This window comes from Acaryochloris thomasi RCC1774 (genome assembly GCF_003231495.1).
GTDB lineage: Bacteria > Cyanobacteriota > Cyanobacteriia > Thermosynechococcales > Thermosynechococcaceae > RCC1774.
Genome location: NZ_PQWO01000002.1, coordinates 149477 through 161887, shown reverse-complemented (window position 1 = coordinate 161887; position 12411 = coordinate 149477). Strand labels below are relative to the sequence as shown.

The window sequence follows — 12411 nt, the reverse complement described above, 5'->3', positions numbered from 1 at the left end:
CCAGGCGAAAATCGATGCCAGTATAGCAGACCCTCACCCGATGGCGTTTGACAGAACTTAAAGGTTTACAGGACTAGAAAAAGCAGGCTGTGGATCTTGAAAAAGTGGGGTACTCAAATACCGTTCGCCAAAGCTGGGCTGAATCATCACGATCAGCTTGCCTTCATTCTGCGGACGCTGAGCCACTTGAACAGCAGCAGCCAGCGCCGCTCCGGAAGAGATGCCCGAAAGCAGTCCTTCTTCTCGAGCTAAGCGCCGACCATATGCGATCGCATCTTCATCCTTAACAAGCACCACTTCATCAATCAAATCCGTTTCTAACACCGACGGCACAAACCCGGCTCCAATCCCCTGAATCTTGTGAGGACCGGGGCATCCCCCAGACAACACCGGACTGTTGTCTGGCTCCACTGCAACGGTCTGAAAATCAGCCTTACGCTGCTTGAGAACATCGGCCACTCCAGTGAGCGTCCCGCCTGTTCCAACCCCCGCGATTAAAATATCCACCTGACCATCGGTGTCAGCCCAAATTTCTTCAGCCGTCGTCTCCCGGTGTGCCTGAGGATTAGCGGGATTCTGGAACTGCTGCAGCATCAGAGCATCAGAGTTCTTTTCTACAATCTCTTGGGCACGCTGGATACAGCCCTTCATTCCTTCAGAACCCGGCGTTAGCTCCAGCTCAGCACCATAGGCACGCAGCATCGCTCGACGCTCAGCACTCATCGTCTCAGGCATCGTCAGAATCAGTCGGTAGCCACGGGCTGCAGCTGCCATCGCTAAGGCGATTCCCGTATTTCCTGAAGTTGGCTCCACTAACAAAGTTTTTCCAGGCGTAATTGTCCCCTGCTCCTCGGCCTTAAGGATCATGCTGATCCCGATCCGATCCTTCACCGAAGCAGAAGGATTAAGACTCTCCAGCTTGACTAAGATTCGTGCCAAACATCCCTCTGCCTGGGGAATACGGTTCAGCTGCACCAAGGGCGTGCGGCCAATCAGTTCAGTAATATCGTGGGCAATATTCATGCTTGACACCCCTTCCGGTTGGACTCTTTCAAATGTAGTACATCAGTTGCGACGGCTGTTTAGCATCCCTGCGATCGCAAAGCTCCTGCAGCGTGCAGTCTCGAAACACCGCACTCATCTGCGAGCAGGCTCGTTGCCAAACCTCTCGGATGGCGGTCCTTTCAGTGGTTTCAGCCAGCTCTTCAATGGGCGCAGTAATATCGCGTCCCTCAATGCAGTTAATCACCTCTAACAGGGTGATCTGCCACGGCTCCCGAGTTAAGAGGTATCCACCCTTCGCTCCACGTTGCGATCGCACCAACCCAGAGCGACGCAAGCTCGCCAATAGCTGCTCAAGATAGCGGTCAGGAATATTCTGCTGCGCCGCAATCTGACGAATCTGAACGGGTTCCCCGTCAGGGTGATAATCCGCCAGCACAATGAGAGCCAGCAGAGCATATTCACTTTTACAGGAAAGCTCCACAGGGCCAATCCACTTAAAGATAGACCTTAGTATACCCCGGTTCCCCACCGGACTTTGAGGTCTTCGGCTTTGGGATCTAGACCTCAGAATCCCAACCACTGCCAATAGACATCCAGTATTTGAGGCCCCACAAACAGAGCCAGCCCAGCTCCCAGAACTAAATAAGGGCCGAAGGGAATATGTTGGCGACGCCCAATCAGTCCCAGCGCAATACCGCCAACCCCAATCACAGCACCAAAAAGACAGGCCAAAAAAGCACTTAAGAGCATCAGCTTCCAGCCCAGCCATGCACCAATCATAGCCGCCAGCTTTGCATCCCCCCCGCCCATCGCCGTCTGCCCTAAAACCACAGACCCCACAATTTGAACAAGGTCAAACACCCAAATTCCCAGGACTGCCGCCCCAAAACCAGAAATAAGTCCTTGGGCCAAACCAGCTCCCCCTTCTGCGCTCCAGCCCAGTAGGACCTGAAAAAGCAGCCCCAGGATTACCCCCGACTGCGTCAACGGATTGGGCAGCGTCATCGTATCAAGATCGATAAAGGCTAGAGCCAGCAGCCAGCTCATAAAAACCCAATATCCAGGCGTCTTTAACGAGACACCAAACACAACAAACACCAACAAAAAGAGACAGCCTGCCAAAAACTCAACCATGGGATATCGAGGCGCAATTGGCAACGAGCAATATCGACACTTCCCCCGCAGCCACAACCAACCCAGCACCGGTACATTGTCGTAGGGCTTCAGCTTCGTCAGGCAAGATGGGCAACGAGACGGCGGTCGCAGCAGCGAGAGTCCTGCAGGCAAACGATAGACCACAACATTTAAGAAGCTGCCGACAGAAGCTCCTAAAACAAAAACTAAAAAGCTAATGACCAGCACTGACCAATCAAATCCCATACTCACATCCCTCAGTACAGCCTTTAAGCTGACTCAAACAGATATGTTGATTAAATCAGATTGATAGGCAATATCTTTTAGGTGGAGAGAGAAACTGTAGCTTTGAGAGAAGGATTCGCCCAAGCAGAAAATCAGGGTTCCTAAATACATGGTCAGACTCAGCGGACGATGCCCTTCGGTAACATCAGCATCCACCTTTCAACGTCCAATACCAGCGGCCCTATAATCTCCCAGTTCTACCACCAGCAAGAGATTTGAGCGCTCCACACAGGATGTTTAATATTTTCAAATTTGAGCCAAAGTATAGGAAGCATTTATTTCTGCAGCCCACTCAGATAAAGCTTATTGGCCAATCCTAAACCATTGTTTCCTCAAGATCTTCTATCTCGACCTCCGGACTCTCTGGCTCAGGCGCCTCTAGCTGCTCCAAAGTCACAAAACACTCGTGAGGCAAAAGAATAGGCTGTGCCGAGAAGATGAGTTGACCGCGGAACGTATTTCGATCGACAGCAACCCCCAAGGGCGCCTCAAACTCTAAATGAGCATTGCGGTAAGTATGATAAGCCGCACGGGCGGATGCCAAAATAGGTGCATGGGAGGCATCTATCCTAGCCCTAGGCGTTTCTAAAACCGTGCCGGACTGCTGATGAGCGTATGTCACGTGCAAGTTCCTATCGTATTTATATTATTACCAGTACTTTGTATCAAGAAACCCTCCATTCAGCAAGCAACTCGATACACAAGTTTCCAGGATTATGGTATGTGCCTATATGCTGCGGTACATATATTTTTCCCCGCTCTTATATAGAGCCAAATCCATAAAGCCCTTTCAGTCTCTCAAGAGAATGGCTTAAACTATCCTCAACTTACCGTCGTTTTGAGTTGTCACGGTTCTTTGCCCATGCCCCCTTCGCTGACCCAGTTTGGTACCCAAATGTCAAAGCTGACTGGGGTGCGAGCCATCATGAAAGATATTATTGACACCCTCGGGACCACTCAAGGACAGTCATTTATCAATCTCAGTGCCGGTAACCCCGTCATTCTTGAACCCATTGCTCAGCTATGGCGCGACTGTACAGCGGACCTACTATCCAGTCCTGACTACAGTGAAGTGGTCTGTCGCTACGGCACGAGCCAAGGGTATCAACCGCTAATTGAGGCGATTATTCAAGAATTCAATCAGCGCTATAATCTGCACCTTAACGCTCGCCAAATACTAATTACACCAGGCAGTCAGGCCCTCTACTTCTTGGCGGCCAACGCTTTTGGCGGATACACCACCGAAGAAAAACTCAAAAAAGTTGTTCTACCCCTCAGTCCTGATTACACTGGCTACGGCGGTGTAAGTTTGACCCCTGCATCACTGCTAGCCTACAAGCCTCGCATCGATCTTCAAGATCGCAAACACCGCTTCAAATATCGTCCTGATTTTGATCAGCTTTGTTTCGATAGCCAAACTGGCTGTGTTATCTTCTCCCGCCCCTGCAATCCCACGGGTAACGTTCTGACAGATGCTGAAGTCAGGCAAATCGTTAACCTCGCTCAGCCACTAAATATCCCTGTCTTCATAGACTCTGCCTATGGCCCTCCTTTCCCAGGCTTGAACTATACCGAGTATCAGCCAGTCTTCGCCCCTAACGTTATCCACTGCATGAGTTTATCCAAGGCAGGTTTACCAGGAGAAAGAGTAGGCATCGCCATTGGTGATCAAGCTATCATTCAAGCGTTAGAAGCATTTCAGACCAATGTCTGTATTCACTCTGGACGCTACGGACAAGCGATCGCAACTCGCGCCATCAAGTCTGGTGCACTAGCGCAGCTCTCAACCACAGTGATTCGGCCCTATTATCAAGCCAAGCTCAATATTTTAGAAACAGCACTTGAGCAATACTTTCCCGACAATATTCCTTGGTTTCTGCATGTGGGTGAAGGCGCAATCTTTGGCTGGCTATGGTTTCAGAACCTACCCATAAGCGACTGGGACCTTTACCAAAAACTCAAGGCAGCCGGTGTTTTAGTTGTTCCAGGCAGCCCTTTCTTCCCAGGCCTGCAGCAAGACTGGCAACACATCCATGAGTGCATACGAATTAGCCTGACAGCCACCGACGCAGAAATAGAAGAGGGCATCAAAACCATTGCAGCCATTTTACCCAAAGTTTACAGCTCGAAAGAATCAGCAAAAGACAGATAAGCAACGCTTGAAGCCTGAACAATAAAATCCTTTCTAGGAATGCATATCCCCAACCCATGAATCATAGCAATCTTGCAAAGTTTGATCGTAACCAGTGGCTCCCGATCGGCTGGATAGTTGGTCCTCAAGGCCTCAAAGGAGAAGTGCGAGTCTATCCAGACACTGACTTTCCTGAGCGGTTTGAAACACCAGGAACACGATGGCTTTGCCCGCCCGATCAGCTTACCCCCAACCCCATCGAACTCCTACAGGGACGCTACCTGGCAAAGAAGGGTCTGTATATCATCCAGCTAGCAGGTGTCGATAGTAGAGAGCAGGCTGAAAGCCTCAAACAATCAACCCTACTCGTTCAAGCGACCGATCGGCCAGCTCTAGCGCAGGATGAATACTATCTACCAGACTTAATAGGGCTAGACGTCATATTGCAAAGCAGCCAAGAAATCATTGGAAAAGTGACCAGTCTGATCCCCGCAGGGAATGATCTATTAGAGGTAGAGCTAAATGATTCATCAGAGAGAGTACTTATTCCATTCGTCAAAGCCATCGTGCCCTCCGTTAGTCTCACAAACAAAACCATTGAGATTTCCCCACCAGCGGGCTTGCTGCCTCAAACTTAATCGATGTAGCCCTTAAACAGACTAAATCTCACCAAAAACAAAAGCCATCCTGCAGAGGATGGCTTTTTAGGATTGAACCCGCAGTCCGAAGACCTACTTATTAATTTTGGGAGGCTCACGGAAGAAAATGGCGAAGAAGAACAAGCCAATAATGCAGGCAAAAATCAGAGTATAGGCAAAGGTAGACATATCAGAGTTTCTCGAATCCCTATGTTTTCAGTGTAACGAGAGAGAGACCCGCAAAGCCTCACTGCGTAGGTAGCAGATTAGATTTACGGGCAACCTCCATATTTAAGGAATGAAGTCGAAGCAAGGCACTCATACGAGGCATCGGAACATCCGATTGTCTTGAGAGCATCTCACTCAACTTACTATCCAGTCAGACTAAGATTTGCGAGTTGTCGGATCTCCAAATTTCTCAAAGACACCCCACTCAACCTGCTCTTCAGACAGATTAGGATCAACCCCAGCGAATACATCGCGGAAGAGAGTCCGTGCACCATGCCACCAGTGGCCAAAGAAGAAGAGGAGAGCGAAACAGGCATGTCCAAAGGTAAACCAGCCACGAGTACTGGTTCGAAAAATACCGTCAGACTCTAACGTCTCTGTATCAAACTCAAAGGGTTCGCCAAGTTGAGCCTTACGAGCATAAGACTTAACGACAGCAGGATCAGAAAAGGTCTGCCCATCTAGATTACCGCCCGAGAAGCTGACGGTTACGCCTTGCTGCTCAAAGCTGTATCGAGACTCAGAGCGTCGGAAAGGAATGTCAGCCTTAACAACGTTGTTGGCATCCGTCAAAACAACTGGGAACGTCTCGAAAAAGTTGGGTAAGCGTCGTACAAACAACTCACTACCTTCACCATCTCTGAACGTAGGATGACCCAGCCAACCCTCTGCGATACCATCACCACTGTTCATGGCTCCAGCGCGGAACAGCCCGCCTTTCGCAGGACTGTTACCGACATAGTCATAGAAGGCAAGCTTCTCAGGGATAGAGGAGTAGTCCTCTCCAGACTGAACACGTCGCTGAATTTCTTGCTGGAAGTAACCGCTATCCCACTGATAACGAGTGGGACCATACAGTTCAATTGGCGTAGTTGCACTACCAAACCACATCGTTCCAGTAACGACGAAAGCAGCACCAGCAACCGCAGCAATTGCGCTGGACAGTGCAGTTTCAACATTACCCATTCGCAGCGCACTATACAAACGCTCTGAAGGACGGGTGACCAAGTGAAAAATACCGCCTAACAGAAGCAAAGCACCCGCAGCAATGTGGTGAGCAACAATTCCACCAGGATTGAATGGATCAAATCCCGTCGGACCCCAATCAGGAGCAACAGGCTGAACATGGCCGGTCAAACCATAGGGATCAGAGACCCACATTCCAGGCCCCATGACACCGGTCAGGTGTAAAGAGCCAAAGCCAAAGCAGAGCAGGCCAAGCAGGAACAAGTGAGCTCCAAACACTCTTGGCAAGTCAACTACAGGCTCTTTACTGCCCTGTGGGAAAAAGAGTTCCAAATCCCAATTTACCCAGTGCCAAATCGCAGCCAGGAAATAGAGACCCGAAATAATAATGTGCATGAGAGCAACGCCCTCAAAGCTCCAAAAGTTATAGTGAGCACCCAAAAAGCCAGCAACAGGCTCATAGGTCTCGCCAGTAACAGTCCACCCACTCCAGGAATGAGTGACGCCTAAGCGCGACATGAAAGGCATGACATACATACCCTGACGCCACATTGGATTGAGAATTGGATCACTTGGATCAAACTTGGCTAGCTCAAAGATAGCCATGGAGCCGGCCCAACCCGTAACCAAAGCCGTATGCATCAGGTGTACACCAAGCAGTCGCCCTGGGTCGTTCAAAACGACTGAGTGTACGCGGTACCAGGGTAGTCCCATTGACTACTCTCCTCCTTTAAAACGTCAAAACTCTTAATTGCAGCATCTCGTTAATGCGCTGATCTTAAATAAGTAACCCTAAGCTCTTTTGCTTCAGGAAACTCTTTATTTTTCAACTTCAATAACCTTAGCTAGCTAATTCTTTACATCTTTACATAAGCATCATTGAATCATATTTGGGGGCCGATTCAAATAACTTCTCACTCGGCATAGACACAGGGAAATCCCTGTAAAAGCAGCATCACAGGGCATCAGCATCACTTCCTTTAAAATCCTGAGATGCCCTCACACAAACGAATCTTCGATAGCCGCTCGAAAAAATGAACATAAAGATTCAACTTTGCCAGCGGCCAGACAGAGCGCTGTTACAATGAGTAAAGAAATGTAACCAACTTATGATTTACTCTGAAGGATAGCTTTAGCCCCTGCGTCACTGGCCATACGTTCAGCATGTTTACGGGCAAAGGGAGTGTTCAAAGCATCAGGATACATAGCACGTCCAGCAAATTGGCTTTTTACAGCAGTGAGAGAGGGTATTAGAGATGCCAACGCTAACTTTCGTCAACGAAGGTCAAGAAATCTTTGTTTCTAGGGGTAATAATCTTCGACAGGAAGCGCTAGACAACAGCATCAGCATATATAAGCTCAAGGGGAAGCTTATGAACTGTGGGGGATATGGTCAATGTGGCACTTGCGTTATCGAGGTTGTGGAGGGGATGAGTAACCTATCACCACGAACAGAGGTCGAAGATCGTAAGTTGCAGCGCAAGCCCGACAGTTATCGTCTAGCCTGCCAAACGCTGGTTCAGGGAAACGCCAGTATCAAAACAAAGCCTTGATATTTTTAGCTAGCGCGTACATCTCTGAAACATCTGTGCCTCTCTCTTGAATATAGGGATGATTAAAGCTATAGAGCATCTAGTTTCACGATGCTTGCGGCTGAAACGGCAAGCTCAAAATGCGGGGATCAACTCGTAAGCCTTCCTGTGCATCGTCAATGAAGATGGTATTCTATTGGGTGATGATTGCTGAGCTGAATTAAAGCCTGTTTATTATGCAAGTTAACGATTTTGGATTCATTGTCACCATTTTGTTCATTCTTGTGCCCACAGTTTTCTTGGTTCTGCTCTACGCTCAAACGGCAAGTCGTGAAGGTAGTGAATAGAGGTTAGATCTACGTTTGCTGCAGGTTCTATATCAAACCTGAGTTAGTTTAGAAGACTTTTCCAGTAGACCTGACGAGGAGTTCGTCGGGTCTACTGCTGTCTTAGCTAAAAGTTATCAGCTTCACGGGGTAAGGTACCGCTCCCTGATTGATCAAGGAAACGATTTTTGTCACTGTCACTTTGATAAAGGCAGTTGATACTAGGGCCCTTCTCGAGATCGCCCGTATAACCAAAGGTATTAAGGCGCTGCCGACACTCGCGAACCTGCTCACTGTCAACAAGCTTGCGCTTCTGCAAAATGCCAACATTATTAAGCCGGATAACGCAGCCTGGCTGCATAATGGGTTGAGAGATGAATACACTGAAGGGCTTGAAGGTGACAAAGGTACGCGTATCCATCACCGTGGCACTCGCACCATAGGCCTGACAGATCTCTGCATTGGGCACTTTCTGATCAATATACTGAATGGAGGCCACGTTTTCAGGCGTAATATTTGTCGTTGAGCTAAAGGTGACTCCAAGGGCAACGCCCAAAATGAATACGCCACCTAGAATTGCTAGCATCGTAGACGAGAATGGCCCCTGCTGTCTTGAACCTATCGAGTTATTAGACGATCTGCGTTTCATGAATTTTTATGTTGAGGGCATCTTAGGCGGCCCAAAGTAGTCGCAACCTCACTCTAGTATGACGTTTCAAGACCATTTTAGTTGCAATACGCACAGAGGAACTAGGCAAACAGTGAGTCGGTGCTCTGGCGACGTTAGACAGGCGTTTACGAACGAGAGTCTCGGGGTTTTGCTCTGTTGACCTTTAACGAACGCCCCATCCATTCTGCACCATTGAGATCGTCAATAGCAGCATCTTCTTGCCCATCATCAGACATTTCAACAAAGGCAAAACCACGCATTCGACCCGTTTCACGGTCAACAGGTAAATTCAGCCGTTGGATTTGACCATATTCAGATAAAACTTCCCGGATATCTTGGTCGGTCACCTGATACGAAAGATTGCCAATATACAGAGTCATAGTCAAAAATACAGCGCTTAACAGACCTATAGATTACCTAAGATGACTATTCTAAGGTAGCTTTGGCTGAGGTAGTTGCTTGATTCTTCTGCGGAATACTTTCTAGAGGGAGATTTGAAACTGAGTTATAGAGGCGGTTATAGGCCAGAGAAGACTGCTCCCAACTGACATCCGTTTCCATTGCTCTTGTTTGCAACGCCTGCCAAGAATCTTCGTAATGATATCCCTCCCATGCTCGCACGAGGCAAGTGTATAAATCGAGAGGTTCATAGCGATCGAAGCAATAACCTGTTCCAGTTTGATGTCGCGGGTTATAGTGAGCGACAGTATCAACAAGACCGCCAGTCCGGCGCACGATAGGAACGCAGCCGTAGCGCATTGCAATGAGTTGACTGATACCACAGGGTTCAAATCGACTCGGCATCAGGGCAACATCTGACCCAGCATATATCCTTCGAGAGAGTGCATCGTCATAGAGCAATTGGACTGACATACGTCCCGAATATCGAGCGGCCAGTTGCCATAACTGGGTTTCGTAGTAGCGGTCACCGGTACCCAGCAAAACAAATTGAGAGTCAGTGTAGGCTAAAAACCGATCTAAGACTTGCAGAACAAGATCGATCCCCTTTTGCTCGACCAATCGGGTGACCATTGACACCAGCCAAGCCTGAGGACGTTCCTGTAATCCCAATTCTTTTTGTAGCGAGGCTTTGTTTATCTTGCGATGATCCAGCTCTGCAGAGCTATAGGTTTGAGGCAAGCTAGCGTCCACTGACGGATCATAGGAGGTAGGGTCAATGCCATTAATGATGCCAAGGACTTTATCACCAATAGAGGCGAGGAGTTCTTCCAGATTTTCTCCGTAGGCTGGAGTCTTGATCTGCTCTGCATAGGTCGGGGAGACCGTAGTGACCCGATCGGCGTATCGCAAGGCTGCTGCCATTGTGTTGTGTCCCTCCATGTACCAGGGACACCAGGTTATTTGTTCGAGGCGCGCTCTAGATGGCCCCTGATAAGCCAAATTATGGATTGTAAAAACGGTGGCAATATCTGGCGATTGGTGCATCCAGACCGGGATCATGCCCGTATGCCAGTCATGGCAGTGAATAATTTGAGGTTTCCAGTGATTCCAGCAAAACTCTGCCGCACCATTGGCAAAGAATGTAAATCGCCAATCATCATTTTCTAGGCCGTAAATGTGAGGGCCATCAAAGCAGGAATGCTGAAATAGATACAGCGGTACATCCGTCTCAGGTAAAACGGTCTCGTAGACGGAGAACTTTTCAAACATAGCCGAGCCATCCCACACAGGGCAGCTCGAGACCTTTAGAGTCTTGGGCAGGGAGCCGTAGTAGGGCAGAAAAATACGGACATCGTGGCCCATGGCCCGCAGAACCTTAGACAAGGATCCTGTCACGACACCCATACCACCCGCTTTTGCGAGCGGCGATGCCTCTGCAGCGACAAAAAGAATCCGCATACTGCCCCTTGATGCATTGTTAGAGTGTTGTAGACTCAACTCTACACCTTAGCTGGCCTTAAAACCTGTCCTTATGCGGGGATCGAGTCTCAGCCACGGGTCTTCTAGAAGAAGGTTCTAAAGATACCCGTTGCGCCTCCTACACCTCTAATAGGTGCAAATACGCTTGTTACTGAATCGGAGAACTTCGTCAGACCTGAACGATCAACCACCACCACATCATTGTTACGAAGAGCTGGGTTGGTTTCCTCATTCACGGGCTGATCGAAGTCAATTTTAACTTTGCGCTGGGTTACAGTGCCGTCAGGATTGAGGCGAATAAGCTGGACGGAGCTTTTCTTAGCCCGACTGGTGTTGAAACCACCGGCAGATAGCATTGCTGTGTTCAAAGGGGTGTTGGGGGGGACTTGAACAACGCCAGGTCGGGTCACCTCACCCACGACATTGACATCAATCGTTGCGGGGGAGAAGCTGGCTGCGGAAAGAGTAACTTGATCCTGTGCAGTGAAACCTTCACCTTTGGGAACAATAACAGTGTCACCCTGTTGAAGTGCAATATCCTGCTTGAGATCGCCTTCCTGCAAAAGCTTCCACAAGTCGACATCAATTAGTTGCTCTGAACCATTACGGCTGCGTCGACGAACCTGAACTTGGCTCACATTTGCTTCTGGCTTGATTCCTCCGGCAGTTTGGATGGCCTGAGTGACTGTAGGAAATTCCCGTCCGGTCCCTCCTCCTCTATTCTGGCCAACTTCACCGGCTTCATTAACGTTTGCACTACCCGGCCGAATCGTATGGGGGCCAGGTCGGTAAACTTCGCCAACCACAGCAATATTGAGCGGTTCTGAGGTAGCCGCAGAAAAGCTAGCAGAGGCAATGAGATCTGAGTCTGCAAGATTGAGACTATCTGAGGGCGGGATGATGACCGTGTCTCCGTCTCTCAAGTCGATGTTCTCACTGATGCTGCCTTCAGTGAGCAGTTTTAATAAATCAAGCGATTCCACCTCGTTGCCGGTGCGCTTCACCTGAACCCTGGATAAATCGGCAGACTGGGTGGTGCCACCGGCAAGCTGAATGAGTTGAGTGACCGTGGGAATTTGCTCTGGGCTATCGATGGGATAAGTACCAGGCCGTCTAACTTCGCCTGCAATGGCAAGATTTAAGGAACGGGGCCTGGTTAAAATCACGGTGACCAGGGGTCGCTTATAGTAGCGGCTGTAGCGGGCGTTAAGGTCTTGCTCAACCTGACCAATACTGCGTCCAGCAACGGGAACATTACCAATGAAGGGAAGGCTAATGGTGCCATCAACTAAGACAAGATAGGGTGTAGGGAATAAGTTATCCTGTCCAAACAATGTCAGCTGAACCTGATCGCCTGGCCCCAAGATATAGCTGTTGGGATTAACAGCGGCGACCAAAAGCGGAGTCTCAGACTTATTGACTGACTGCTCTGACTGCCCTGAAGCAGCCCATGCAGGGGCACCACCCATTACGGAGGCTGCTAAGGTGGCAATGATGAGGGGTCGGACAGAGTGGGACATGATAGGAGAAGTTTGAAACGCCATAAGACTGTTGCGATGCGGTCTGCCATCACTGCTGCAGTGACGAACGTTAACTCAGCAATGTTTCTGAACTG

General features: G+C 49.1%; 14 protein-coding genes. 4 read left to right on the top strand and 10 right to left on the bottom strand.

Annotation, left to right across the window (positions count from 1 at the left end):
• Positions 1 to 57 precede the first annotated feature (57 nt).
• The 4 genes from cysK to C1752_RS03650 form a co-directional block, all read right to left on the bottom strand.
• Positions 58 to 1023, bottom strand: a complete 966-nt coding sequence (gene cysK / locus C1752_RS03665) for a cysteine synthase A (protein ID WP_110984698.1) — start codon at positions 1021 to 1023, stop codon at positions 58 to 60.
• 28 nt (positions 1024 to 1051) lie between these two features.
• Positions 1052 to 1486: an RrF2 family transcriptional regulator gene (locus C1752_RS03660; protein ID WP_110984697.1), complete on the bottom strand. Its 435-nt coding sequence runs from the start codon at positions 1484 to 1486 to the stop codon at positions 1052 to 1054.
• A gap of 83 nt (positions 1487 to 1569) precedes the next feature.
• Positions 1570 to 2385, bottom strand: a complete 816-nt coding sequence (locus C1752_RS03655) for a prepilin peptidase (protein WP_110984696.1) — start codon at positions 2383 to 2385, stop codon at positions 1570 to 1572.
• A gap of 355 nt (positions 2386 to 2740) precedes the next feature.
• The gene (locus tag C1752_RS03650) at positions 2741 to 3046 is read right to left on the bottom strand and encodes a hypothetical protein (protein WP_233501315.1); all 306 of its coding nucleotides are present in this window, start codon (positions 3044 to 3046) and stop codon (positions 2741 to 2743) included.
• 240 nt (positions 3047 to 3286) lie between these two features.
• Here C1752_RS03650 and C1752_RS03645 point away from each other — a divergent pair, with 240 nt between their 5' ends.
• Positions 3287 to 4576: a valine--pyruvate transaminase gene (locus C1752_RS03645; RefSeq protein WP_110984694.1), complete on the top strand. Its 1290-nt coding sequence runs from the start codon at positions 3287 to 3289 to the stop codon at positions 4574 to 4576.
• A gap of 56 nt (positions 4577 to 4632) precedes the next feature.
• Positions 4633 to 5193 (top strand): ribosome maturation factor RimM, encoded by a 561-nt coding sequence (gene rimM, locus C1752_RS03640; RefSeq protein ID WP_110984693.1) that lies wholly within the window; start codon positions 4633 to 4635, stop codon positions 5191 to 5193.
• Between the two features lie 93 nt (positions 5194 to 5286).
• On the opposite strand, the gene C1752_RS03635 is transcribed toward rimM, so the two are convergent.
• Positions 5287 to 5382, bottom strand: a complete 96-nt coding sequence (locus tag C1752_RS03635) for a photosystem II reaction center protein T (protein WP_110984692.1) — start codon at positions 5380 to 5382, stop codon at positions 5287 to 5289.
• Between the two features lie 195 nt (positions 5383 to 5577).
• Entirely contained in the window at positions 5578 to 7101 is a 1524-nt protein-coding gene (psbB, locus tag C1752_RS03630; protein ID WP_110984691.1) for a photosystem II chlorophyll-binding protein CP47, read from the bottom strand.
• A gap of 542 nt (positions 7102 to 7643) precedes the next feature.
• Here psbB and C1752_RS03625 point away from each other — a divergent pair.
• Complete coding sequence (locus C1752_RS03625) at positions 7644 to 7940, top strand: 2Fe-2S iron-sulfur cluster-binding protein (RefSeq protein ID WP_110984690.1); 297 nt, start codon at positions 7644 to 7646, stop codon at positions 7938 to 7940.
• A gap of 215 nt (positions 7941 to 8155) precedes the next feature.
• Positions 8156 to 8266 (top strand): photosystem II reaction center protein PsbM, encoded by a 111-nt coding sequence (gene psbM / locus C1752_RS03620; protein ID WP_110984689.1) that lies wholly within the window; start codon positions 8156 to 8158, stop codon positions 8264 to 8266.
• A gap of 106 nt (positions 8267 to 8372) precedes the next feature.
• Here psbM and C1752_RS03615 read toward each other — a convergent pair whose 3' ends face one another.
• The 4 genes from C1752_RS03615 to C1752_RS03600 form a co-directional block, all read right to left on the bottom strand.
• Positions 8373 to 8894 carry a DUF3172 domain-containing protein gene (locus C1752_RS03615; RefSeq protein ID WP_110984688.1) on the bottom strand — a complete coding sequence of 174 codons (522 nt, stop codon included), beginning with the start codon at positions 8892 to 8894 and terminating at the stop codon, positions 8373 to 8375.
• A 146-nt stretch (positions 8895 to 9040) separates the two neighbouring features.
• Positions 9041 to 9295 carry an RNA-binding regulator gene (gene rbp, locus C1752_RS03610; protein WP_110984687.1) on the bottom strand — a complete coding sequence of 85 codons (255 nt, stop codon included), beginning with the start codon at positions 9293 to 9295 and terminating at the stop codon, positions 9041 to 9043.
• A gap of 46 nt (positions 9296 to 9341) precedes the next feature.
• Positions 9342 to 10775 (bottom strand): glycogen synthase GlgA, encoded by a 1434-nt coding sequence (glgA, locus tag C1752_RS03605; protein ID WP_110984686.1) that lies wholly within the window; start codon positions 10773 to 10775, stop codon positions 9342 to 9344.
• 104 nt (positions 10776 to 10879) lie between these two features.
• Positions 10880 to 12316, bottom strand: a complete 1437-nt coding sequence (locus C1752_RS03600) for a polysaccharide biosynthesis/export family protein (protein ID WP_110985054.1) — start codon at positions 12314 to 12316, stop codon at positions 10880 to 10882.
• Between the last annotated feature and the right edge of the window lie 95 nt (positions 12317 to 12411).

Bases quoted from the DNA above. Each gene is read 5' to 3' on its own strand.
- cysK (WP_110984698.1), bottom strand. From the start codon at position 1,023: ATGAATATTGCCCACGATATTACTGAACTGATTGGCCGCACGCCCTTG.
- C1752_RS03655 (WP_110984696.1), bottom strand. From the start codon at position 2,385: ATGGGATTTGATTGGTCAGTGCTGGTCATTAGCTTTTTAGTTTTTGTT.
- C1752_RS03645 (WP_110984694.1), top strand. From the start codon at position 3,287: ATGCCCCCTTCGCTGACCCAGTTTGGTACCCAAATGTCAAAGCTGACT.
- rimM (WP_110984693.1), top strand. From the start codon at position 4,633: ATGAATCATAGCAATCTTGCAAAGTTTGATCGTAACCAGTGGCTCCCG.
- C1752_RS03635 (WP_110984692.1), bottom strand. From the start codon at position 5,382: ATGTCTACCTTTGCCTATACTCTGATTTTTGCCTGCATTATTGGCTTG.
- psbB (WP_110984691.1), bottom strand. From the start codon at position 7,101: ATGGGACTACCCTGGTACCGCGTACACTCAGTCGTTTTGAACGACCCA.
- C1752_RS03625 (WP_110984690.1), top strand. From the start codon at position 7,644: ATGCCAACGCTAACTTTCGTCAACGAAGGTCAAGAAATCTTTGTTTCT.
- psbM (WP_110984689.1), top strand. From the start codon at position 8,156: ATGCAAGTTAACGATTTTGGATTCATTGTCACCATTTTGTTCATTCTT.
- C1752_RS03615 (WP_110984688.1), bottom strand. From the start codon at position 8,894: ATGAAACGCAGATCGTCTAATAACTCGATAGGTTCAAGACAGCAGGGG.
- rbp (WP_110984687.1), bottom strand. From the start codon at position 9,295: ATGACTCTGTATATTGGCAATCTTTCGTATCAGGTGACCGACCAAGAT.
- glgA (WP_110984686.1), bottom strand. From the start codon at position 10,775: ATGCGGATTCTTTTTGTCGCTGCAGAGGCATCGCCGCTCGCAAAAGCG.
- C1752_RS03600 (WP_110985054.1), bottom strand. From the start codon at position 12,316: ATGTCCCACTCTGTCCGACCCCTCATCATTGCCACCTTAGCAGCCTCC.